Below are 21,850 nucleotides of genomic sequence, written 5' to 3' on the forward strand. Positions count from 1 at the left end.
GAACTCCCCATGTTAAACGACGAGCACGCATTACTGTGGCAGAAGCTATAATGTATGCTTTTGCTATTCTTTTTCTGATTGCGATCATATACCCGATCTATTTTATAGTCATTGCCTCCTTCAGTGATCCCTCTTCTGTGGCTAACGGACAGGTATGGGTCTTTCCCAAAGGCTTTACGCTTGAAGGGTACAAGGAACTGCTGAGGCATGAAAATATATGGATCGGATATCGAAATACCATTCTATACACGGTGGTAGGAACGCTTATCGGACTTGTTGTTAATATTTCGGCGGCTTATGCCTTATCAAGAAAAGATCTGGTTGGACGAAAATTTTTCTCTCTGTTCTTTATTTTTACGATGTTTTTTAGTGGCGGATTGATTCCAACCTTTCTGACCATTCGTGATTTTCATCTCTACAACACATTTCTCGTGATGGTGCTACCGTTCTCCGTAGTGGTATTTGATATGATCGTCGCCCGGACATTCTTTCAGACCAGCATTCCTGGGGATCTATGGGAGGCAGCCCAGATCGATGGTTGCGGTAATCTGCGGTATTTTGTGCTGGTTGTACTGCCGTTGTCCAAAGCAATCATCGCAGTTTTGGGGTTATGGATTGCCGTAGGGTATTGGAATTCATATTTTAATGCCCTCATCTATCTGAAAGATCCTAACCTGTATCCGCTTCAATTGATCCTGCGTAACATTCTCATTACGAATCAGATGCAGTCGGGCATGGGAACCGGGGAGGCTGCACAAGTGGCCTTGCGTCTTGCAAATCTAATGAGGTATTCCGTGATTATTATCGCCACGATTCCGATCATGTGTGTCTATCCGTTCATCCAAAAGTATTTCAATCAGGGGGTGATGATCGGCGCAGTGAAGGAATAAGGCAGATGTCATTCATTACGAATCAAGGAGGGTCCCACATGGGGAAGAAGATAGGCAAGAAGTTTTTCACCAAAATGAATAGTTTGCTGCTTGTTACCGTGATGCTGGTAAGCGTTGTTGGATGCAGCAGTGGTAATAGCAGCGAGGTTGCAGAGACTCCAATATCAAGCGATTTTAATAAAGAAGGACTGCCGATTGTCAATAATCCAGTAACACTCAAAGTACTAACGGTGCGCTGGGGGAACATGGGTGACACCTTCACCCAGAACCAATGGCTCAAGGATTTGGAGAAGGAGAGCAATGTGAAAATTGAGTGGCAGGTCATGTCCTCCAATGATTGGAGTGAGCAGAAATCGATTATGCTGGCGAGCGGTACGCTTCCGGATATTATTCTGGGGGATCAGGTGTTCAGCGATTCGGACATCGTCAATAACCTGAGCTACTTCCGTCCGCTGGATGAATACATCGATTCGTATATGCCTAACTTGAAGGCAGCGATGGAAGAAACGCCTGACATGAAGAAAATAAGCACATTTCCTGACGGCAAAATTTACTCCATGCCTACCCGATTACCTTCCCGTCCGAAGAGCAGGAATCAACCTGTAATTAACAAGGCATGGCTCGATAAACTTGGGTTGAAGGCACCTACAACTACAGAAGAACTGTATCAGGTATTGAGAGCGTTTAAAGAGAAAGATCCAAACGGAAACGGGAAACCGGATGAGATTCCATACACGGAAACGGGTCTGAATATGGACTTTCTGAATCCGTTCGGGATCACGGACATTAATGCGAGCAGTATGATCGTGCAGGATGGAAAACCGGTCTATTATCCGACAACGGACGCTTATAAAGAGGGCCTTATTTACACACACAAATTGTATTCAGAAGGTCTGATCGATCAGGAATTGTTCACCCAAGACAACACCATGACCTCAGCCAAATGGCAAAATGCAGACATTCCCATTGTCGGCTTCAGTAACCAATGGACCCCTGATGCGGTGTTTGGCAAGTGGAGCGACCAGTATGAAGCGATTGCGCCTATTGCAGGACCTGATGGCAAACGTTATCAGCCAGGTGACCCTGGCGGCATGAATCTGGCCCGTAATGAATTGCTCATCACAAGTTCATGTACAGTTCCGGAAGTAGCAGCACGCTGGGCCGATCAATTCTATACGAATGAAGCTAGCATTCAGAATTTCTGGGGTGCGATCGGAACTGTCATTGAGAAAAATGATGATGGCACCTACACACTGATGGATCCTCCTGCAGGCACAAGTGCCGATGCCTGGTACTGGGATCAATCGCTGCGCGATTTTGGCCCGAAATATGTAAGCCCTTCCTTTGAAGAAAACATCAAGCTCAATCCAGAGGCGGGAGACGGACTCAAACTGCAAATCGATCAGTTGGGCAGCGCGGATGTAACAACGCCTTATCCGAAGGTCATGTACAATGCAGAAGAGTTTCAGGAGCTGCCAACGCTGACAACGGATATTGATGGTTATGTGGCAACGATGCGTGCCCAATGGGTAACGAAAGGCGGCATTGAAGAGGGGTGGGATGCTTATGTCAAAAAGCTGAATGATATGGGTCTTGAACAATTGGTGACCATCCGGAATGATGCTTACGAGCGTTATATGAACGTTAAATAATTTGAAATTTAGTTCACTTTTTTTGAAAAAATTATGCTATATAACCCGTAGAAACATCCATGCGAAAGTAGCGGTTTATATAGCATCCTGAGGAGGAATTAAATGCGTAGCAAATACATTGTATGGTCACTCGTATTAACGATGCTGGTCTCCAACGTATTCCTGAATGTAGGATTTCCTGCCAAAGTTTCGGCTGCAGGTGGGGAGAATCTGGCACTGGGTAAACAGGTTACCGCAAGCAGCTATAACCAAACGTATAGCCCGGCCCATGTGATTGATAATAATCAGACGACGTATTGGGAGAGTGCAAACAACGCATTTCCGCAATGGATTCAAGTGGATCTTGGAGCCAATACGACTATTGAACAAATCAACTTGAAGCTGCCTTCAGCCTGGGAAACTCGCTCACAGACGATCACCATTCAAGGAAGCAGTAACGGTTCAACGTTCACAGATATCGTTGCTTCCAAGGACTATATATTTGATCCATCCCTGGCAGAGAATACGACTACGATTAATTTTGAGGCAATAGAAACACGATATGTTCGTCTCAAGGTGACAGGAAATACCGAATGGCCCGCTGCGCAATTGTCCGAATTTGAAATTTACGGTCCGCCTTCGCAGGAACCGAATCCTGACCCGACTGAACCCGGAGCGCCTGTGGAAGGAACGAATATTGCGATCGGCAAAGCAATCACGGCTTCTTCCAGCAGTCAGTCTTATGTCGCTGCAAATGCAAACGATAATAATATCAATACGTACTGGGAGGGAGGCAGCAATCCGAGCACGCTGACGCTGGACCTCGGTTCCAATCATCAGATTACAGCCATTGTACTGAGACTAAACCCGGATCCGATTTGGAGTACACGAACGCAGACGATTCAAGTACTTGGACATAACCAGGACACAACCACTTTCAGCAATTTGGTGTCTGCCCAATCGTACACGTTTAATCCAGCTTCAGGTAACAACGTGAAGATTCCCGTTGCAGCAACGGTGAAACGTCTGCAATTAAACATTACAGCGAACTCGGGCGCACCAGCTGGTCAAATTGCTGAATTTCAGGTATTTGGCACCGCTGCACCGAATCCCGACTTGACGATTACTGGCATGTCCTGGACGCCTTCTTCACCTGTGGAGAACAGTCCAATCACGCTGAATGCCACAGTTAAAAACATGGGCTCTGCTGCATCTCCGGCATCTATCGTCAACTTTTATCTGAATAATGAGCTGGCTGGTTCGGCATCTGTAAATGCTCTGCAGGCCGGGGCTTCAACAACAGTATCGCTTAACGCCGGCAACCGGACCGCCGCATCATATACGCTAAGCGCAAAGGTGGATGAGAAAAATCAGATCATCGAAGAGAATGAAAGTAACAACCACTATACGCATTCATCCGCTCTGATCATTGCACCAATTACAAGCTCGGATCTGGTAGGAACGGTCTCTTGGAGTCCGAGCAATCCTACCGCCAACAGCACGGTAGCTTTTACTGTTAATCTGAAAAATCAGGGAAATCAGGCTTCAGCAGGCGGTGCGCACGGTGTTACAGTTGTACTCAAAAATGCTGCCGGAGCACCGATTCAGACATACTCTGGCTCGTATAACGGTGTGTTGGCTCCGGGTGCATCTGTCAATGTGAATGTCGGCAGCTGGACAGCTGCAAACGGTAACTATAATGTGACAACGACCGTTGCCGCCGATAGTAATGAAGCCCAGGTAAAACAATCGAACAACGTATCGACAACCCCGCTGACTGTATATTCTGCCCGCGGAGCGAGCATGCCGTACACAAGGTATGATACGGATGATGCAACTCGTGGAGGTAGTGCAACGCTGAAGTCAGCACCGACTTTTGACCAGGCATTAACGGCGTCGGAAGCCTCGGGGCAGAAGTATATTGCTCTGCCATCGAATGGTTCCTACGCTCAATGGACGGTCAGACAAGGCGAAGGCGGCGCCGGAGTTACCATGCGATTTACGATGCCGGATTCGGCAGATGGTATGGGACTGGATGGATCACTGGATGTGTATGTAAATGGCAGCAAGGTCAAAACCGTTCCTCTGACCTCTTATTACAACTGGCAGTATTTCTCTAGTGATCATCCGGGAGATACGCCAAGTGCAGGACGTCCATTGTTCCGTTTTGACGAAGTTCACTGGAAACTGGATACACCTCTGAAAGCTGGAGACACGATTCGTATTCAAAAGACCAATGGGGATAGTCTTGAATATGGCGTTGATTTTCTTGAAATTGAATCTGTACCTGCTGCAATCTCGCGTCCGGCCAACGCTGTTTCTGTAACCGATTTTGGTGCGGTGGCTAACGATGGTAAGGATGATCTTGCCGCATTTGAAGCAGCCGTTCAATCCGCCGTTACTACAGGCAAAACATTATACATCCCAGAAGGTACATTCCATCTGGGCAACATGTGGAAAATTGGCACGCCATCGAATATGATTGAGAACCTCACTGTAGTTGGTGCAGGTATTTGGCACACGAATATTCAATTCACTAATCCGAATGCAGCATCTGGAGGCATATCATTCCGCGTGCAAGGCAAACTGGATTTCAGCAATGTCTATATGAACTCCATGCTGCGCTCGCGTTATAGCGAGAATGCAGTCTACAAGGGGTTTATGGACAATTTTGGTAAAAACTCAAAGGTCAGCAATGTTTGGGTTGAGCATTTTGAATGTGGGTTCTGGGTAGGGGATTATGCTCACACACCAGCGATCATCGCCGATGGCTTGGTCATTGAGAACAGTCGTATTCGCAATAACCTTGCTGATGGTGTCAATTTTGCCCAAGGCACGAGCAACTCGGCAGTGCGCAATAGCAGTGTTCGCAACAACGGTGATGATGGTCTGGCCGTATGGACCAGCAACGTGAATGGTGCTCCTGCAGGAGTGAACAACACCTTCTCGTTCAACACCATCGAGAACAACTGGCGTGCAGCGGGAATCGCCTTTTTTGGTGGGAGCGGACATAAGGCCACCAACAATCTGATTGTTGATACAGTTGGCGGTTCAGCAATCCGAATGAATACCGTCTTCCCGGGGTACCATTTCCAAAACAACACGGGCATTCAGTTCTCGGATACCACGATTATTAATAGTGGTACCAGCAAGGATCTGTATAACGGGGAACGCGGAGCGATCGATCTGGAAGCTTCCAATGATGCCATTAAGAATGTAACCTTTACGAACATCGATATTCTCAATACACAGCGGAGTGCCATTCAATTCGGCTACGGCGGTGGTTTCGAGAACATTGTGTTTAACAACATCAATATTAATGGTACCGGTCTAGATGGAATTGAGACATCACGCTTCACAACGCCGCATAAAGGAGCAGCGATATACACGTATACCGGCAATGGTTCAGCAACGTTTAACCATCTGACAACGAGCAACATTGCCAACCCCAATGTGCATCAGATTCAAAATGGATTCAATTTGATTATTCAATAGAAGTTATTCATGCAAAGAAGGGAGCTCACAGGGCTCCCTTTTACGTATTATGACAGGGTATATTGGAAGGGAATTTGGTCAAATTCAACAGGTTTTGCTAAACGTATGGTCGGAAGTACTAGAATTCGATTAGACGATTAGGTCTTCAGTTTTTTTGTAATTACAATATCAAAGTACTTCTTAACAGGTGTTCTTTAGCTGTCTGTCTCTGCCTGATTAGTGTTCTTCTTCAGCTTACCAAAACGAATCCGGTCCACCAGATAATATAAGACTGGAGTTACTCCTGTAAAAAGAAGAAATGCCGTTTCACTCCGATTCGTGACATCCTCCAAGTGGGCTGTAGATTTGAACATATTAATCGACATGATCACCATGGCAACAGACATAATGTAAGAAAACGGTTTATGATCATTCATTCCAACCAAGTGAGCAAATCCCTTTACGGATATAAGCAGGAAGAGAGATATCTTCAGAAATATACTAAACAGCCAAAAGACAATCAGCAGCGGATCCAAATTTTCCAGGAAAATCCCCGCATGAACATAACGAATCATTTCTAATGTTGGATAGGTAAGATTCGCTGTTAGTTCTGAACCAAATAACAGTAAGCATACCACCTGGACAGCAAGTATAATCACAACAGCCGTAGCCGTAGCTCCCATTAGTGACCTCATTAACTTGTCTGTACCAACAAAATACGGAAATAGATACACGATAAAAGCCATTTCGCTGAATAGGGCCACGACGATCATTGTACCATTCCATATTCCAGCTGGCTGCCCAGCTGTAACCAATGCAACGGCCATGTCTATATTTATTTCTTTCGAGGCGAACAGGGGGAATGCCAGAACTGAGAGTATACTTAAGAAAAATACCCCTTGAGCGCTTTGAAATAATGCAACCGGGCCTGAACGAACCCCACGGGCTACACAAAAACCGAATAAAATGGCTACAGGCCAGTCCGGTGTACCAGGTAAGTATATTTGAACGACAAAGTCAATAAACTGGCGTGTGATAAACGCGGCTGAGAACAGATTGACAAAGATGACGATCAGAAACAGTGGATAATGGATCCATCTGCCCAAGATGTCCTTTCCGTACTGTCCAAGAAAATGTGTAGGCCTGCGAAGACATAACCTATATGTTAGATAAGCGATGAGAAGTCCGATTAGACTTCCGAGTATTACCGACACCCAAGACATATATCCGGCATGTTTAACCAAGGGACTGATAAAGAAACCGATCGTACTTGAGAAAAGGAATTGAGCAAAGAACATGTACACTTGAAGCGATGTTATTTTTCCCATGGGGCCTCCTTCAATCTCCGATGAATAAGAACTGCTGTATGGGCTCAAAAATAAACGAGATAATCAGCCCAAGGGACCACCAATCCTTTATGGCATAAGTTACTTCCATCCCGGTGAACATAACTAGCCATAAACACGCCAGAATCATGACACAGCGCAAAGAACGTTTATTTTTCCGCAGATATCTCCATTCTAAAATACCGACTGCACCATAAACGATGGCGATCATTATCATTTGTGTTCCTCCGCATCCGGCAGGGTTCTGTTCCACTGAGGTCTCTGCGAGGTGCCGAACCATTTAACAGAAATATTAACCTTAGGATCTACTCTCACCTGGTCAGCGTAAAGTTCTCCCCATGCTGGCCTAAGTTCTTTCCATCTCCCCGGATATCTCCATTTAATATAATCTGCGAACTGAAAAACATCTGATTTCAATGTCTTAGACACGGCCACAGCTCGGCGGATACGGTCTTTGATTTGCTCATTTAGCAACAATTCAAGCTTTCGAAGCTCAGTCGGTTCAGTGACATTTATAGCTGATTCTGTTCCCAAAATGCCAGCCATTGCTTTACACTCAATTTGAATTGAAATGTCGTCACCATGAACCTGTGCCTTTAAGTGAGTGCTAGCATTCCGGATTAGAAAGTTGACCGGCTTGTTATCTCTAGGAGAATTAACTTTATACGCAGAATAGTTTAACTGATTGAGAACCCATAAAGCGCCTTGCGTTTCCTCGTTAGTTAATTTGCCAATCATTTTTCCATTCCTGATAACTCCTGCCCCATCCGTACCCATCCAATTCTCCTTATTTTCTTCTGACGCAACGCCTTGTTTACCAAAAACAAGCATGGGAATAACAAGATCACCGCGATTATAGGTAGACATCAGCATATCCCTTACTGTGACCATTATTGTCTGACGCTCCTTGGCAAATTGTGAGAGGATATCTGTTGGGAATTCTTCGAACGTTACAGGAATGGAGGTTACGCGTTTCGCTTTATCCTCGCTAATGAACAGGTAAGCATTAATATGTATCGAGAAGTCACGTGCAACGAAATCGACTACTGGCTTTAAGCCCGACTGTGCAAATCCCTTGCCGATTACAATATGTCTCAGTTGACCGAGTGTAACTCTTCGGGTCAAATCAGCTTGTATTTTCTGAAACGCTTCTCCAATATCACTCCCTGTTTTTGTTACAAAAGTAAACGGCTTAGACGAGGAACCTCCGCCCCCGCCTTTAGACGTGCTTGCCAATCGGTTCGGCAACGGAAATCCCAATGTCATCTCTATACCCTCGTTGGTTCGATCAAGCAACATAACCCTGGCGAATGCTCTGTCATTTACTTCAATCTTGGACCAACAACCACACAACATACATATAGGAATACATGCCATAAAAACCTTCAGGAGCTTTAACATATACATATCTAGTTTCACTCCTCCTCTTCTTTGGCATGCCCCCAACTTCGGGTCTTCAAACGCTTACTTCGACCTTTCCCGTCGAAGAAAGAAGGTCTATTCTTCATTGCCCACCATGGGGCTCTTGCGATAGTATCCTTGAGATCATTCGTATGAAGTGGTGCTATTGGGGATAAATAGGGCAGGTCAAAAGAGCGGAGATCAAGTAAATGGAGATAGATTAGAATCAACCCGCAGACTATGCCAATCAACCCAAAAGTACCAGCCAGAATCATGATAGGAAACCGAAGCAGTCGGAAGGAAAGCCCCAAGTCAAAATGGGGAATGATAAAAGAAGCGATACCGGTTAATGCCACAATAATCACCATTGCAGCTGACACAATACCCGCATCAACAGCAGCATTGCCGATGATCAAGGCTCCAATAATGGATACGGACTGACCGATTGATTTAGGAATTCGTACAGTTGCTTCACGCAGAGCTTCAAAAGACAGCTCCATTAGGAAGGCCTCGACCAGCGCGGGAAAGGGTACAATTTCCCTTGAAGAAGCTATTGTAATTAGTAGCCTTTCTGGAATGATATCCGGGTGAAATGTCGTTATAGCTACGTATATAGACGGCATTAACAGTGAAATGAACAGAAAGAGCATCCGAATAGCCCTAATCCAGTTCGCTGCAACAAACCGCTGGTAATAATCTTCTGCTGACTGCAGCAACATAAAGATCGTGACTGGTGCAATAAGAGCAATAGGGGTACCATCCACAATGATGGCTATTCTTCCTTCCAACAGCGCGGCACTGACCACATCCGGACGCTCAGTAGATTGCAATTGGGGAAAAGGGGAGAATGGATAATCCTCTATAAATTCCTCCAGGTAGCTGGAGCCGAGAACGGAGTCAATCTCGATTGCAGATAGTCTCTTTTTCACTTCATCGATTAAAGCCTGCTTGCACTTTCCCTGTAGATACACGATGGCTACGGAGGTATGAGTCTCCGTGCCTATATGCATCAGATCCATCTTAAACGCTGGCGTTTTGAGCCTTCTTCGGATCATGGTTAGATTGGTATCCATACTTTCTATAAAAGCTTCACGTGGCCCTCGAATTACAGCTTCGTTTGGAGCTTCCTGAATAGATCTCTTTTCAAAGGCAGTCACGGAGAGCGCAAGCATGCGAGACTCTCCGTCCATAAGCAGTAATGCTCCTCCCTCCAACAGGCTTTGGTAGGCTTCCTGCATACTAAAGTGAACACTTTGATGAGCGATTGGGAGCCGCTTGTACACAAAGATATGCAAGCTGATATCCTCAGTTGTCCAGGATGGGTCGAACTCTCCCACCGTATTCAGAACGTGCTGTTCGATGGCCTTTAGATCAATCATTCCTTTGATGTAGAGTAAGGCACATTTCAACTCCGCTCCGGCGACAAAGGAATGGATGGCAAGATCTGATGAATTCGAGAGATGCTGGGTGAGCCAGTCTAATCTTAGATCAAGATCGACTGTACGCGGCTCCGTACTCTGCTGAGTTGTTACAGGTGTGTCGGAGTTTGGAAGGGTCATCTCCCAGTTTTTCAATTTCTTCTTAAGCCATTTAAATTGCATTATAGTAACCTCGGCAATCAATTTTTACTTATATTTCCTCGATGCCATTTGTTTTATACATCATCAGGCTGAAGCGCCTGTTCAAATGAATTCTGCTCAAGATTACTTCTCTAACAGAATTCACTTGACTATAGGCATGGTCTTTTGGGTATACGCTGGTAAGTGTTCTTTCTTATTTTATATTTCTCAACTATACATTTGTTAAAACCGATATTTAGTCCTATAGAACTATAAATTAGAGTAATACTAAAGAGGGAAACGCGATTTAAGAACAGTTCAGACTAAAAGTTCTATAGGTTTCCACACAGTATATTAGAGAGGGTTTTTCCTATGGGTGAATCAAATAAGCGTATTGGTAGAGTAGATAGTTCACAATTAAAAAGGCTTAAGAGTTTTTTGCAAATCAAACACTTATTTGAAGCTGTTTCAGAAGCAATTGAGGAAGCAATTATTATACACACAGATACCGTTGTATTATATGCCAACCAAACTGCCCACAAGATGATTGGTGTCGATCAGCCATCGTTAACTGGCCAGCCTATTGCCAAATTTATACTTAAAGATCATCTCCATGTGGTCAGTGATTGGATACACTGTATGTATAGCGAAGAAGGTAGAATTGATCCCAGATTACAAATTAAATGTATCCGAGATGATGGTTCTTTATTTGATATCGAATTAATCAGTCGTTTACTGACGTGGAACAAACAAAAAGTAATATTGAGCTTAGCAAGAGATAGAACTAACTTCAATAAACTTCAGAGTGAGTATAATCGAACACAAAATCTTATGGAAAAAATAATAGATAATCTAGAAGTTGGCATCTGGTCGGTTGATGTCTTTCGGGATCAGATCATAACCGCATCTAAACCAATTTCCAATATTTACGGAGTAGATTTAGATAAATTTTTAGAAAATCGGAATTTTTGGCTAGAAGTCATTCACCCAGACGACAAGGAACGAGTGAAGAAAGCACAGAATAAATTAAATAATGGGGTATTAAGGCATCAATACCGGATTATTCACCAGAAAAGTTCTGAAATAAGGTATATTGAAGATTTGACCGTTCCCGTGTTCAATGAGAATAAAGAACTGATTCGACTGGATGGGATCGTTATAGACATAACGAAACAAAAACAGGATGAGAAACAATTAAAACATTTAGCTTATCATGATGATCTAACTGGGCTGTTGAATAGAAAATCACTCAAAAAAAAATTAGCAGCAATGCAGCAAGAAGTTGAAAGAAATATTTTAATCCTTTATGTTGATTTAGATCGTTTTGGAAGAATTAACGATACTCTAGGTTATGAAATAGGAGATACCTTGCTCCAAATGGTTGCTGAAAGACTTAAGACAATTGTTGGGGAACAGGGTATTGCTGCACGTATGGGTGGAGATGATTTCGCCATTGTAATTTCAAATATAAATGAAAAAGAAACAAACAGTTTTATTAATGAATTATTAAAAGAGTTAAAAAGAGAGATCCTAGTTAAAGAAATGAATATATATATTACTGCTAGTATCGGCGGGGCAATTTATGCAAAGGATACAGAAAATGTTCAAGAGCTACTTAAACATGCTGAGATTGCCCAGATATCTGCCAAAAAAATGACCGATTATTTTGTATTGTACAACAAAGATATGTCTCAGCTTAAAAGTAATATTATTTTAGAGAGTAGTTTAAGAACTGCCGTTGAGCGGGATGAATTCGAATTATTTTATCAGCCACAATATGAGATCAAAACAGGGGAATTAATAGGAGCAGAGGCGCTTATTCGTTGGAACCACCCAACTTTAGGTCATCTGGGGCCAAATGAGTTTATCGCAATAGCTGAGGAAAGCGGATTAATTGAAGAGATTGGACGGTGGGTCATACATAACGTATGCTACCAAATTAAACACTGGAAAGAAAAACGGTATCCTGTTGTGCCTGTGAGTATTAATTTATCGGTTAGACAGTTTTATAGCAAAAATTTAATTTCAGATATTAAAAATATTCTAGCTGAGACTGAAATTGCTTCAGAACTTCTCGGATTTGAAATAACAGAGAGCATTGCTGTTGACTTCAAAGTAGCGAATTCAGTTTTAGAAGAACTTCGAAATATAGGTATTGGAATAAGTGTGGATGACTTTGGTACGGGTTACAGCTCCCTTGCTTACTTGTCTAAAATGCCGATAAGCAGTCTAAAGATTGATCGTTCTTTTATCAATAACTTAGGATCTAAGGATGGAAATTCAATTGTGAAAGCAATAATTACTCTTGCTAAAGGTCTTGATTTAAAGGTAGTTGCTGAGGGTGTAGAGACAGCAGAGCAAAAAACAGAACTAGAAGAACTAGGGTGTGACTTTGTTCAAGGTTACCTTTATAGTAAACCCTTAAGTGTTAGTGTGTTTGAACGTTCTATTCTTTATGAAAACTTTTAAAGCGAAGTGCGGACGCTCTGCAACACCAAATAATGTAGTAATACGTCAAGTGAGATGCCGTAATAATGAAAGCCGGGACCGAATAGGCCACCCGTTTATCCTTGTATTTGGCATTCAACTAACGTGAAACGATAGCTCAATAATAACAAGAAACCCGCTGATCAACGGTGAACTGCACCCCTTTTGTTGGATACCATCTAACAATTGGAGGTGCAGTTTTTGAATAAAATTAATCTAGATAATGATAAGCAGAATTCCCCGGATGGAACCTACTCGATATATACGAAGGACGGTTCAACCTGGAGTTACCGATTAATCGGTACGGCGACAAGCGGTGATTTTAATGCCCTTGCCACAAATGGAAAGAGAACAGTAGCTGTAGGCATGTACGGAAGTGTCGTTTATACGGATGACGGGAAAACCTGGAGAACCAGCAATCCTTTTTCTTATAGAGAGAAGTTTGGCAGAGCCAGCCTGTTTGATGTAGCTTGGGGAGCAAATAAATTCGTAGCCGTCGGCAACGGCGGGGTCTATTATTCCCCGGATGGTTCAAGCTGGAAACAGGCCAAAGTAACTTTCAAAGATCAGCTTGGGGATTTAACGAACATTACTTGGGCTGGGTCGTTCTTTGTAGCTTCCGATCAGGTGTACGGAACGTATACATCCAAAGATGGAGTGAATTGGACGCGTGTCCCCAGTGTAAGCAAAGATTGGCTGACTTCAATGGTATGGGATGGAAAAAAACTGCTAGCGTCCTTCCGTGTTCACAACTATAATACCGGAATTGGTACGACGAAGCTTATGCAGACAACGGATGGCGTTCATTGGAACCTGGTGAAGACCCTGGATTTGAATCAGACTTATCTTGCTTGGTCAGGTACCGCTTATGTGGCCATTGACCCTTATGTAGCTGGAAAGGCGTGGGTATCGAAAGATGGTCTGAATTGGATGAAGAAAACTACAAATCTAGTAGATCATACTTCTGGGTTTAATTTACTGACCGCATTCGACGGATCCTTCTTCGCAATGAATCACACCTATAGCGAAACCGACGGGGAATATGTTTTCTCTGATCAGTATTTTGTATCTAAGGATGGCATCCAGTGGAAAAAGGTTGCCATGCCAGAAAAACATCCTGGGGTGAAGGTATTCGGTACCGAGATGATGAAGGACGGCATTAAGATGTACGGGAAATTTATCTTTGTTGGAACCTATGGGGAAATCATGTACCGATCATCTTAAACTGGAGGAGTCTTTCTCACCTAAAGAGAATGGTCATCCTCATGCAGTTAAACTTGTGGATGTGCTGGCCAGTAAGGAGCAAAATAGCCGTTAATCTGTATGATGATTAACGGCTATTTTGCAATAAAAAGGTGATCTGAGAGTAATAATCTCCAAGTGGTTTTAGCTCTAAATACACAGAATCCATGTTGAGGGACAAGACATGCTTCCATTGAAGTCGCTATTTTAGAACGTTTTTGTACATTCCTTATTTCGGTTTGCATATGAAGAAACCTATCTAACTAGCAATCATTCCATTAAAATGCGTGAGCCAAAAATGGAGAAGCGAGTACCAAAATCATTGTTCCAGCAGTAAAGTTTCAAATTATATTCTATCACAGCTTCACCCGTTATCTTCAAATGAGAGTATCAAATTTGATATTACCTTTTCATAAGATCGTAACCCCTTCACAGGAGGCGTCCGTTATAGTTGAGATAGCTTTTGAGACATCCGGGTAAAAGGAAAAAGGAACCCGGCAGTCAAAAACAAGGGAATAATGGGTAAATAAAATAGGAGAGAGTTATAAAAGGAGAGATCATCATGAACTTAAAAACACCATTCAAAAAAGCAGCAATCGCATTAACTGCAGCCGGCGTAATCGGCGCGGGTTCAGCAGTAGGCTTGTACAGCACTGTAGTGACTGTCCCACAGGCCCATGCAGCTTCGGTCAGCCAATCGGATTCCCAGAAAGCATTGAACACTTTGAACAGCTTTTATAAACCTGCCCTTAACGGCCACTTTCCCGGTGTTGTTAGTAGCTTCATAGTCGGCAAAACGACTAAAGAAGAAGTGATCAAGGCTATCGGCAAAGCGCCAGTGCCGGCTAAAGACGCCGATGGCTTCGACGTTTACGGAGCTGAGATGGGGACACCGGGATACGCCTTCAACTATAAACTGGATAAAATCCGTGAAATGCGTTATTTCGGAACCAATGTAGAACGTCAAACAAACATCGGTGGCATCACGATCGCTATGGTGAAGAAAAACTGGTTTGCGCCAAACTCGGTCACTACGATCAAAACGGGCAAACTTTCCCAAACTAAGCTGACTTACATCCGTGGTGCTTATAAACTTGAATTTATATTTAACAGCAGCACGGAATTGGATCATATCAATCTTCTGAAAAAATAATAGAGGATAGGCGAATACGCTAACTTCTAATAGCAATAAACGGCCAGGCATGAGGCCTGTGATTATCTAGGGACTGAAACTGGAAATGATGTTCGAGATAAGTTTGCAAGAGCTGGATTTCATGCAGTTAAGGCGGATTTTGTCAATACACCACTGAACTTCAAGAAAAGCCGCTGTGATGCGGCTTTTTCTGTGTTCTTTATATCTATGTCCTTTAGTTTGTGTTATTCAGTTGCAGTTTACTGATATCTACACTTCACTTCTAACGCGATCGCTCCTACTTACCTCAGCTCTGGATAATATCCACAATCTGTTTAAGCACCTTTTTGGCTTCGGGTATAGGAAATACGGGGAAGACATGATTCATTTTGGGATACTCGAAATAGTTGATATCAACCGATTGCCGGATAGCTTTTTCTTTGAATTTTCGGGCATCCGGAAGAAATAATTCATGTGTTCCTATAAACAGTGAAATGTTACCCAAATTTTTAATTTCCCCATGAATCGGACTGAGCAAGTAGTGTGAGCGTGGGGTTTCGCCTGCATACCTTTTCCCAGACTCAACCAGCATGTTCCAGTTCAACATCGGCTCTTTATCGATCATGGCGATTACTTTAGGGTTGCTTAATGTAATATCAAGCCATGGAGACAGCAGAATAATGTCCTTAGGCTGTGGCAATCCTTGTTCTAATAAATATTGCGCAAAAGCCAAGGAAAGACCACCGCCAGCAGAATCGCCCATTATGACGATGTTTTCCGGTTCAGTTATTTTTAATACATGCTCATATACCCTAAGAACACTCTCAATGGCATCCATGTACTGATAATTCGGTGCTTTCGGGTAGATTGGCGCATACACCGTGCAATGTAGTTGCTCCGTTAAGTTGTGTAAAAAATGCCAGTGCCATGTCAGTGGTTGCTCAACATATCCTCCACCAGGCAAATACAGAACAACTCGTTCGCCCGAACGAGATTTGGATTTCAATATATACGTGTCTACCGGGAGACTGTGTGCTTTGGTAATATTATACTTCTGCTTAAGTTTGGCAGGTATTTCATAGGGCATGCTGTTACTCTTTCCGCGTTCCACCATAAACTCATTCACATCAAGCTTCTTTTTGGTCATTCTCAGCAACAATTCGACTAAGAAACTTCGTATACTCCGCATCATATCGACCTCCTATATAAAGAATACTTGAATACAATCATAAAATATATTTAAATATAATTTAGTATCATAAATATTATTTTAAGGATAAGAGGGATGAAATGAATATTTCACAGTTGCAATATTTATTATCTGCTGCACAGTGGGGTTCATTTACGAAGGCGGCGAGCGTGCATCATCTTACCGTGCCAACGATCAGTCAGTCCATCAAACAATTGGAAGAAGAGATGGACACTGTTATTTTTTACCGAACCCAAAAGGGAGTTGCACCTACAGCAGAAGGGGAATTAATTCTACAGCATGCGTCAACCATCCTCAAAAATATTGAACACATGCAAAGTGCATTGCTCAGTTTCAAAGAAGAATCCTCCGTGTGCATCACGATTTCCACCATTCCTGGTTTTGTTCCTCAAGTGGTGCAGACCATGTTGGAACTGATGAATACATATCCGACACTCAAAGTTCAGATGATCGAAGGAGATACACTTACGGTGATGAAACATGTTCAAGAGGGTTATGCGCACATGGGATTACTCTCATATAATAAAAGCCAACAGGACGATTTGTACGAATGGGTTCCTATCGTCGAAGGCAGCGCAGTGTTGATCATGAACAACCGTTCGTCATTACGCTTTTTCAAAACAATCTCGCCTGAAGACTTGCATAATGAAGTATTTGTCCTATACAAAGATGAACATATTGAAAATATCGCTCTCACATTAATGTCCGCTAATCTTACCAACCGTATCGCCTTAATCACGAATAACATCGATGCATTATGCCAGATGATTGTTCATGGCAATGCTATAACGATTGCTCCAGAGTTTATATTAAATGCGTTGTCTTCCACCTATCGTGAACAATTAGTAACAGTTCCTTTGCAACAATTCAGCTCTGAGAAAGCCATCTTGGGAAGAATCACACGAACAGATGAACCGCTTTCTAACATGGTCGAAGAATTTACAACTAAGCTGGCTAACCTCGTGCAAAACCCAAAAGGCTCTTCGTTGAATTACCCGTAGTTCTTGAAGGTGGAGGAGATATCCCCGGCATCCGCCTGGGCAAGTTGAAGGGAGCCTGAACCTCGAATGGCTGTTTGAAAATGGGAATCATACAGCATCGGTGTTCCGGATGTATAATCAGACATCATTTTTTGCAATACGTCTAATGAAATCCTGATCTCGATATACATCGGCCCTCGATGTCCCTTGGTGAGATGTGAATAATAACCTGTGCCATCCTTGTTCATATGTAGTATCCATTGATCGAGCGGATCTTGAGACATGGAGAATGATCGGAAGGAAAAACTGGGGATCAGAAGATACCGTGTCCTTTTGATCCGGATAATATAAAATAATGGTATTGTTCCATGAGGTGGAAGCACTGTTCAAAGCCAGCTTCTCAATGAGCTCCAGCTTGGCCTTGTATTTAGCAAAATCATTTCCGTAATGAAGAACATATGTATAACCTCTGACGGATTGATCCTCTGATAATGTTAGCGCATTCATTAATACCTGTTCAAATTGATTTGATAGCTGGGAGGACATGAATCGCACTTCGCCCAATTTATTCTTTTCTAACTCTCGTTGAATATCTTCCACATTTAATCGATAGATCCACCAGAAGATCAGTACAATCAGCATAAACATCAGTACTAGACCGAGTGCCAGCTTTCGAAAAATAGAGCCGTTCTCTGTGGCATACTTTTCCTTCAACATGTCATTTCCTCCTGTAGAAAAAGAACGATCATCTCCAGCTTTATTGTTGTTTGTTCAACCACTCCGATTGCAGCATTGCATATTGAAACTCATCTATCCAGAAACCTTTGGACATGTAATTTTCGAGCAGGTGTCCTTCACGTCTCATGCCCAATCGCTCTAACACTTGAATCGACTTGGTGTTCCTTACATCGGCAAAAGCGATCAGCTTATGTTTATTTAGAGCGCCAAATACATAGTCCATCAGGGCACAAAGTGCCTCATTCATGTATCCTTTGCCTTGAAATTCAGGTGCAAGAGTGAATCCGAGCTCGACAATCTGAGGTTCATCTGCACGTGTATGAATGGCACAATCGCCGATTAATTGATCCGACTCCGTTAGAGCAATGGCGTATTGGAACCAGGTCCCGGGCTGGTTAGGGGAATGTACTATTTGTTTGTTAATAAATGCTTCAGCTTCTTGGAGCGTATAATTTTCCCAGGATTGAAAACGGGAAACATCTGGATTAGCCCGGTAGTGATAGAACGAATGTACATCCTGCAAAATGAAATTGCGAATAACAAGGCGCTCAGTCACGCAATATACTTCGTTTGATTTCTTCATATCATAAACCTCACTTTTTCTGTGTAATGTTCTCTTGCAGGTGCTGGTGGCTTCATTTCTCTGGTTTTGATTCTAACATAAATCGCCGTAGCCTATTATTTTTACAGGCTTACGGCGATTGTCCAATCTAAACTGCTTTTGCTTCAAGTGTTGACGTTAGCACCTGTGATTCTCTTCGCAGGAATAATCCTATACCTAATGAAGCCAAACCAATAATCAGTATACAGGCTCCTAGCTCTACACTATAAAAAGTCAACTCACCGTGTCTAAAGGCCATTCCACGAATCATACGATTGAGCCAATTCATAGGCAAACCCCATGCTGTAACCTGAAAAAATGTTGGAAATGCAAGCGGCGTCAGTTGAATACCTGTTACCAGAAATGATGGATATAGGATCAAGCTCATTCTGGCACCAACCCTGGACACGTTTTGAACAGAATAACCGAGTAACATCGCGAGCAAACATAATGCCATCGAATACAGCAATAAAGGAATGATAAAGACATACGGTGCCGCTTCAAATCGCATATGTCCCACTTGTTTTAACATCCCATAACTGAGCAGGGAAGAGCAGGTGCTTAATATCACATAGGGCAAGACACGAATCCACAGCTGGAAGGGGGAACTCCCCTCAGATATAAGCTTACCCTCTTGCCGAAGACGGGGAGCGATCGCGCCAGCTGCACCCGTCGTGAGCATCAGTATAATGATATTTACAAATCCGATCACCATGGTACCAATATAACTTGAATTGGGATTATATAACATGCGCTGCGCTTGAGACAGCGGGGATACCAGAGCTTTTGCTGATTCGATGTCCATGCCGGTTTGAGCAAGACGTGATACAGCAAGCGTCATATTTTCGGTTGTTATTATTTCTTGAATTGCAGGCCGAATACCACTCAGGCTAGAAGGCATGGTGTTGTCCATCCATACCCCGATACTTGAGGGCAATCCCTGGTCTTTACGTTGCTCTATTCCTTCCGGCAAGAAAATGACTGCCACTGCCTTCTCGTTCGCCAGCAGCGTATCCGGAGAGAGGCGATTGGCAAACACATTTGTGACTTTCATATATTGAGAAGCATTGATTTCTTCAATAAGTTGCCTTGAATATGAAGAGTGATCCTCATCCACAACGACAACCGGTGTTTCGCTCAACTGATTGCGGGAGAACATAAGCCCGAAAAATACAGCGGCAATTAGAGGGGCAGCAAAAATAATAATGATCCACTTACTCCCGCGTATGTGCTTCCATTCATCAGCCAGTGATTTCATCAAGCTGCACCTCCGCAGTCATTCCCGGAAGCAAATCTGTACTTGTTGGAATAGAGATCCGGATCAGAAACATACTTAGATCTGCTTGGCCTTTTTCCCGCGTCATTCGCAGATTGGCGAATTGAGGAGAGGGGGCGATCGACGTAACCACACCTTCCTTTACAAGAAGATTCTCCAGATATGGAAAACGAACGTTTACCTTTTGATCTGCCTGAAGCTGGTTAATCTGTGATTCTGGAATATACAGATCAACATAAAACCCTTCAGTGTTAGGTTCCGTATTCAATATTCCCTGCTTTTTACTTTCAGCCTGACTCACGGCGTCTGTCCCCTTCGCGATCAACAAACCGCCTGCCAAAATAATGATCAAAGTTATGATGATATATAATCTCCATTTAGTCTTCAAGATAATCTCTCCCTATCTAATTACTCTCTTTATGATATGAATTCGTTCACATACAACTTTCCAACCGTAATCAAACGACTCCGGTTACCTTCTTTCCATTCTCTGATGGGCCTGTTCTGCGGCCTCCATGATGATTTCGCCTAGCGTTGGATGCGGATGAATGGTCATGGTTATATCTTCTACTGTTGCTCCCATCTCAATCGCAAGGGAAAGCTCAGATATAAGAGTAGATGCTTCAGCCCCGACAATCTGTGCACCCAATACAAGGCCAGACTCAGCGTGAGCAACGATTTTGACATATCCTTCGGTTTCCTTCAGAGCCAGTGCACGGCCATTAATGGAGAAAACAGATTTGCCAACGACAACAGGAATTGATTTTTGCTTACATGCCGCTTCGCTAAGACCAACGCTCGTAATCTCCGGGTGAGAAAACACAACGAGCGGAATAGCTTTGTAGTCGATGACAGAGGGTTTACCCACGATAGCTTCTGCTGCAATTTTTGCTTCATAGGAAGCTTTATGAGCCAAAGCAGGGCCTTCAACAATATCTCCAATGGCATAGATATGCGGGATGGATGTTCTGCACTGTTCGTCAATCTCGATCAAGCCTTGTGGAGTAGGGGACAGACCTATATGTTCGAGACCCAAGGTTCCATCTGTGTTCGGTTTCCTGCCCACCGTAATTAATGCATAGTCAGCTTGAACAACATGGTGTTTATTCTGACGCATATAGTGGAGATCGATGTGACTCGTATATTGGTCTGCCCCTGTAACCTTAGCTTCGGTTAAGATGGTTATCCCGTCCTTTTTCAGTTGACGAACGACAGGTGCAACAAGCTCTGCTTCGAATCCCGGCAAAATCTGTTCACCGCCCTCGAGCATCGTAACGTTAGTTCCAAATCTCGCAAACATCTGACCCAGTTCCACGCCAATATAACCGCCGCCAACCACAACGAGACGCTCCGGTATGTCGGGCAGCGATAGCGCCTCAGTGGAAGAGAGAATCCGTCCGCCGTAAGGAAGAGAGCTTATTTCAATCGGACGGGAACCGGTAGCCAGGATGAGATGCTTAAAGCTTATTCGACGCGCCCCCTGTTCAGCGTGATATATTTCAGCGATATTCGCATCAGTTAATCTAGCTTCTCCTTCGATAACAGTCACACCCGCCGTTTTGAGTAAAAACCGAACCCCTCCAGACTGCTTATCCACCACAGCTTGCTTGAACACCTGAGCCTCCTGATAAGAAGAAGCTCCGTCAACAGCTCCCCATTGTCTGCGCATATGAAGACGCTCCGCTTCAGCAATGAGCGCTTTGGAAGGAATACAGCCTACATGCGTACAGACACCTCCGATCTGTTGGCGCTCTACAATGGCTGTTTTCATGCCTAGTTGTGACGAACGTAAAGCAGCCACATAACCGCCAGGCCCTGATCCAATGACCAGCGTATCTACGACTTCTAATAAATTCATGATTCGTACCTCCAAACTTAAAATA

At 43.4% G+C, this 21,850-nt stretch carries 17 protein-coding genes; 7 read left to right on the forward strand and 10 right to left on the reverse strand.

All coding sequences use genetic code 11. From position 1 onward, the window contains the following. Positions 1-50 precede the first annotated feature (50 nt). From NLBNIHML_RS02945 to NLBNIHML_RS02955, 3 genes are all read left to right on the forward strand, one after another. A complete protein-coding gene (locus NLBNIHML_RS02945; protein ID WP_494354664.1) occupies positions 51-890 on the forward strand; it encodes a carbohydrate ABC transporter permease in 840 nt (279 codons plus the stop codon). A gap of 38 nt (positions 891-928) precedes the next feature. After that, positions 929-2,542, forward strand: coding sequence for an extracellular solute-binding protein (locus tag NLBNIHML_RS02950; protein ID WP_494353729.1), 1,614 nt, complete (start codon positions 929-931; stop codon positions 2,540-2,542). 102 nt (positions 2,543-2,644) lie between these two features. Next, positions 2,645-6,016 carry a discoidin domain-containing protein gene (locus NLBNIHML_RS02955; RefSeq protein WP_494353730.1) on the forward strand — a complete coding sequence of 1,124 codons (3,372 nt, stop codon included), beginning with the start codon at positions 2,645-2,647 and terminating at the stop codon, positions 6,014-6,016. Positions 6,017-6,210: 194 nt separating this feature from the next. Here NLBNIHML_RS02955 and NLBNIHML_RS02960 read toward each other — a convergent pair whose 3' ends face one another. Genes NLBNIHML_RS02960 through NLBNIHML_RS02975 form a run of 4 tightly spaced genes read right to left on the reverse strand, consistent with a single transcriptional unit; the run spans position 6,211 to position 10,343 of the window. Continuing rightward, complete coding sequence (locus NLBNIHML_RS02960; RefSeq protein WP_494353731.1) at positions 6,211-7,323, reverse strand: GerAB/ArcD/ProY family transporter; 1,113 nt, start codon at positions 7,321-7,323, stop codon at positions 6,211-6,213. A 10-nt stretch (positions 7,324-7,333) separates the two neighbouring features. Beyond that, positions 7,334-7,558 carry a hypothetical protein gene (locus tag NLBNIHML_RS02965; protein WP_494353732.1) on the reverse strand — a complete coding sequence of 75 codons (225 nt, stop codon included), beginning with the start codon at positions 7,556-7,558 and terminating at the stop codon, positions 7,334-7,336. Continuing rightward, positions 7,555-8,748, reverse strand: a complete 1,194-nt coding sequence (locus tag NLBNIHML_RS02970) for a Ger(x)C family spore germination protein (protein ID WP_494353733.1) — start codon at positions 8,746-8,748, stop codon at positions 7,555-7,557. The genes NLBNIHML_RS02965 and NLBNIHML_RS02970 overlap by 4 nt, the downstream gene beginning before the upstream one ends. A gap of 8 nt (positions 8,749-8,756) precedes the next feature. Continuing rightward, the gene (locus NLBNIHML_RS02975) at positions 8,757-10,343 is read right to left on the reverse strand and encodes a spore germination protein (RefSeq protein WP_494353734.1); all 1,587 of its coding nucleotides are present in this window, start codon (positions 10,341-10,343) and stop codon (positions 8,757-8,759) included. Between the two features lie 330 nt (positions 10,344-10,673). On the opposite strand from NLBNIHML_RS02975, the gene NLBNIHML_RS02980 reads away from it, so the two are divergent. The 3 genes from NLBNIHML_RS02980 to NLBNIHML_RS02990 all read left to right on the forward strand — a co-directional run bounded on the left by NLBNIHML_RS02980 (position 10,674) and on the right by NLBNIHML_RS02990 (position 15,183). Further along, on the forward strand, positions 10,674-12,770 hold the full coding sequence (locus tag NLBNIHML_RS02980; RefSeq protein ID WP_494353735.1) for a sensor domain-containing protein: 2,097 nt from the start codon (positions 10,674-10,676) through the stop codon (positions 12,768-12,770). 219 nt (positions 12,771-12,989) lie between these two features. Beyond that, complete coding sequence (locus tag NLBNIHML_RS02985; protein ID WP_494353736.1) at positions 12,990-14,012, forward strand: WD40/YVTN/BNR-like repeat-containing protein; 1,023 nt, start codon at positions 12,990-12,992, stop codon at positions 14,010-14,012. Between the two features lie 580 nt (positions 14,013-14,592). Beyond that, positions 14,593-15,183, forward strand: coding sequence for a YjgB family protein (locus tag NLBNIHML_RS02990; RefSeq protein WP_494353737.1), 591 nt, complete (start codon positions 14,593-14,595; stop codon positions 15,181-15,183). Between the two features lie 286 nt (positions 15,184-15,469). Here NLBNIHML_RS02990 and NLBNIHML_RS02995 read toward each other — a convergent pair whose 3' ends face one another. Next, complete coding sequence (locus NLBNIHML_RS02995; protein WP_494353738.1) at positions 15,470-16,354, reverse strand: alpha/beta hydrolase fold domain-containing protein; 885 nt, start codon at positions 16,352-16,354, stop codon at positions 15,470-15,472. 98 nt (positions 16,355-16,452) lie between these two features. On the opposite strand from NLBNIHML_RS02995, the gene NLBNIHML_RS03000 reads away from it, so the two are divergent. Next, positions 16,453-17,373, forward strand: a complete 921-nt coding sequence (locus NLBNIHML_RS03000; protein ID WP_494353739.1) for a LysR family transcriptional regulator — start codon at positions 16,453-16,455, stop codon at positions 17,371-17,373. Between the two features lie 117 nt (positions 17,374-17,490). Here the strand turns inward: NLBNIHML_RS03000 and NLBNIHML_RS03005 are convergent, their stop codons facing one another. The 5 genes from NLBNIHML_RS03005 to lpdA form a co-directional block, all read right to left on the reverse strand. Continuing rightward, positions 17,491-18,069: a hypothetical protein gene (locus NLBNIHML_RS03005; protein WP_494353740.1), complete on the reverse strand. Its 579-nt coding sequence runs from the start codon at positions 18,067-18,069 to the stop codon at positions 17,491-17,493. A 40-nt stretch (positions 18,070-18,109) separates the two neighbouring features. Then, positions 18,110-18,673 (reverse strand): GNAT family N-acetyltransferase, encoded by a 564-nt coding sequence (locus NLBNIHML_RS03010; RefSeq protein ID WP_342569998.1) that lies wholly within the window; start codon positions 18,671-18,673, stop codon positions 18,110-18,112. Positions 18,674-18,800: 127 nt separating this feature from the next. Then, complete coding sequence (locus NLBNIHML_RS03015) at positions 18,801-19,949, reverse strand: ABC transporter permease (RefSeq protein WP_342570000.1); 1,149 nt, start codon at positions 19,947-19,949, stop codon at positions 18,801-18,803. Further along, on the reverse strand, positions 19,933-20,355 hold the full coding sequence (locus NLBNIHML_RS03020) for an HlyD family secretion protein (RefSeq protein WP_339255422.1): 423 nt from the start codon (positions 20,353-20,355) through the stop codon (positions 19,933-19,935). The genes NLBNIHML_RS03015 and NLBNIHML_RS03020 overlap by 17 nt, the downstream gene beginning before the upstream one ends. An 84-nt stretch (positions 20,356-20,439) precedes the next feature. Then, positions 20,440-21,825 carry a dihydrolipoyl dehydrogenase gene (gene lpdA, locus NLBNIHML_RS03025; protein WP_494353741.1) on the reverse strand — a complete coding sequence of 462 codons (1,386 nt, stop codon included), beginning with the start codon at positions 21,823-21,825 and terminating at the stop codon, positions 20,440-20,442. Positions 21,826-21,850 lie beyond the last annotated feature (25 nt).

The organism is Paenibacillus sp. JNU01, assembly GCF_059130585.1.

What these genes read in the sequence shown, in the direction of transcription:
- NLBNIHML_RS02970 (WP_494353733.1), bottom strand. Translation starts at nt 8,748, where the DNA reads ATGTATATGTTAAAGCTCCTGAAGGTTTTTATGGCATGTATTCCTATA.
- NLBNIHML_RS02955 (WP_494353730.1), top strand. Translation starts at nt 2,645, where the DNA reads ATGCGTAGCAAATACATTGTATGGTCACTCGTATTAACGATGCTGGTC.
- NLBNIHML_RS03015 (WP_342570000.1), bottom strand. Translation starts at nt 19,949, where the DNA reads ATGAAATCACTGGCTGATGAATGGAAGCACATACGCGGGAGTAAGTGG.
- NLBNIHML_RS02965 (WP_494353732.1), bottom strand. Translation starts at nt 7,558, where the DNA reads ATGATAATGATCGCCATCGTTTATGGTGCAGTCGGTATTTTAGAATGG.
- lpdA (WP_494353741.1), bottom strand. Translation starts at nt 21,825, where the DNA reads ATGAATTTATTAGAAGTCGTAGATACGCTGGTCATTGGATCAGGGCCT.
- NLBNIHML_RS02945 (WP_494354664.1), top strand. Translation starts at nt 51, where the DNA reads ATGTATGCTTTTGCTATTCTTTTTCTGATTGCGATCATATACCCGATC.
- NLBNIHML_RS03005 (WP_494353740.1), bottom strand. Translation starts at nt 18,069, where the DNA reads ATGTTGAAGGAAAAGTATGCCACAGAGAACGGCTCTATTTTTCGAAAG.
- NLBNIHML_RS02960 (WP_494353731.1), bottom strand. Translation starts at nt 7,323, where the DNA reads ATGGGAAAAATAACATCGCTTCAAGTGTACATGTTCTTTGCTCAATTC.
- NLBNIHML_RS02975 (WP_494353734.1), bottom strand. Translation starts at nt 10,343, where the DNA reads ATGCAATTTAAATGGCTTAAGAAGAAATTGAAAAACTGGGAGATGACC.
- NLBNIHML_RS02980 (WP_494353735.1), top strand. Translation starts at nt 10,674, where the DNA reads ATGGGTGAATCAAATAAGCGTATTGGTAGAGTAGATAGTTCACAATTA.
- NLBNIHML_RS02995 (WP_494353738.1), bottom strand. Translation starts at nt 16,354, where the DNA reads ATGATGCGGAGTATACGAAGTTTCTTAGTCGAATTGTTGCTGAGAATG.
- NLBNIHML_RS02950 (WP_494353729.1), top strand. Translation starts at nt 929, where the DNA reads ATGGGGAAGAAGATAGGCAAGAAGTTTTTCACCAAAATGAATAGTTTG.
- NLBNIHML_RS02990 (WP_494353737.1), top strand. Translation starts at nt 14,593, where the DNA reads ATGAACTTAAAAACACCATTCAAAAAAGCAGCAATCGCATTAACTGCA.
- NLBNIHML_RS03010 (WP_342569998.1), bottom strand. Translation starts at nt 18,673, where the DNA reads ATGAAGAAATCAAACGAAGTATATTGCGTGACTGAGCGCCTTGTTATT.
- NLBNIHML_RS03000 (WP_494353739.1), top strand. Translation starts at nt 16,453, where the DNA reads ATGAATATTTCACAGTTGCAATATTTATTATCTGCTGCACAGTGGGGT.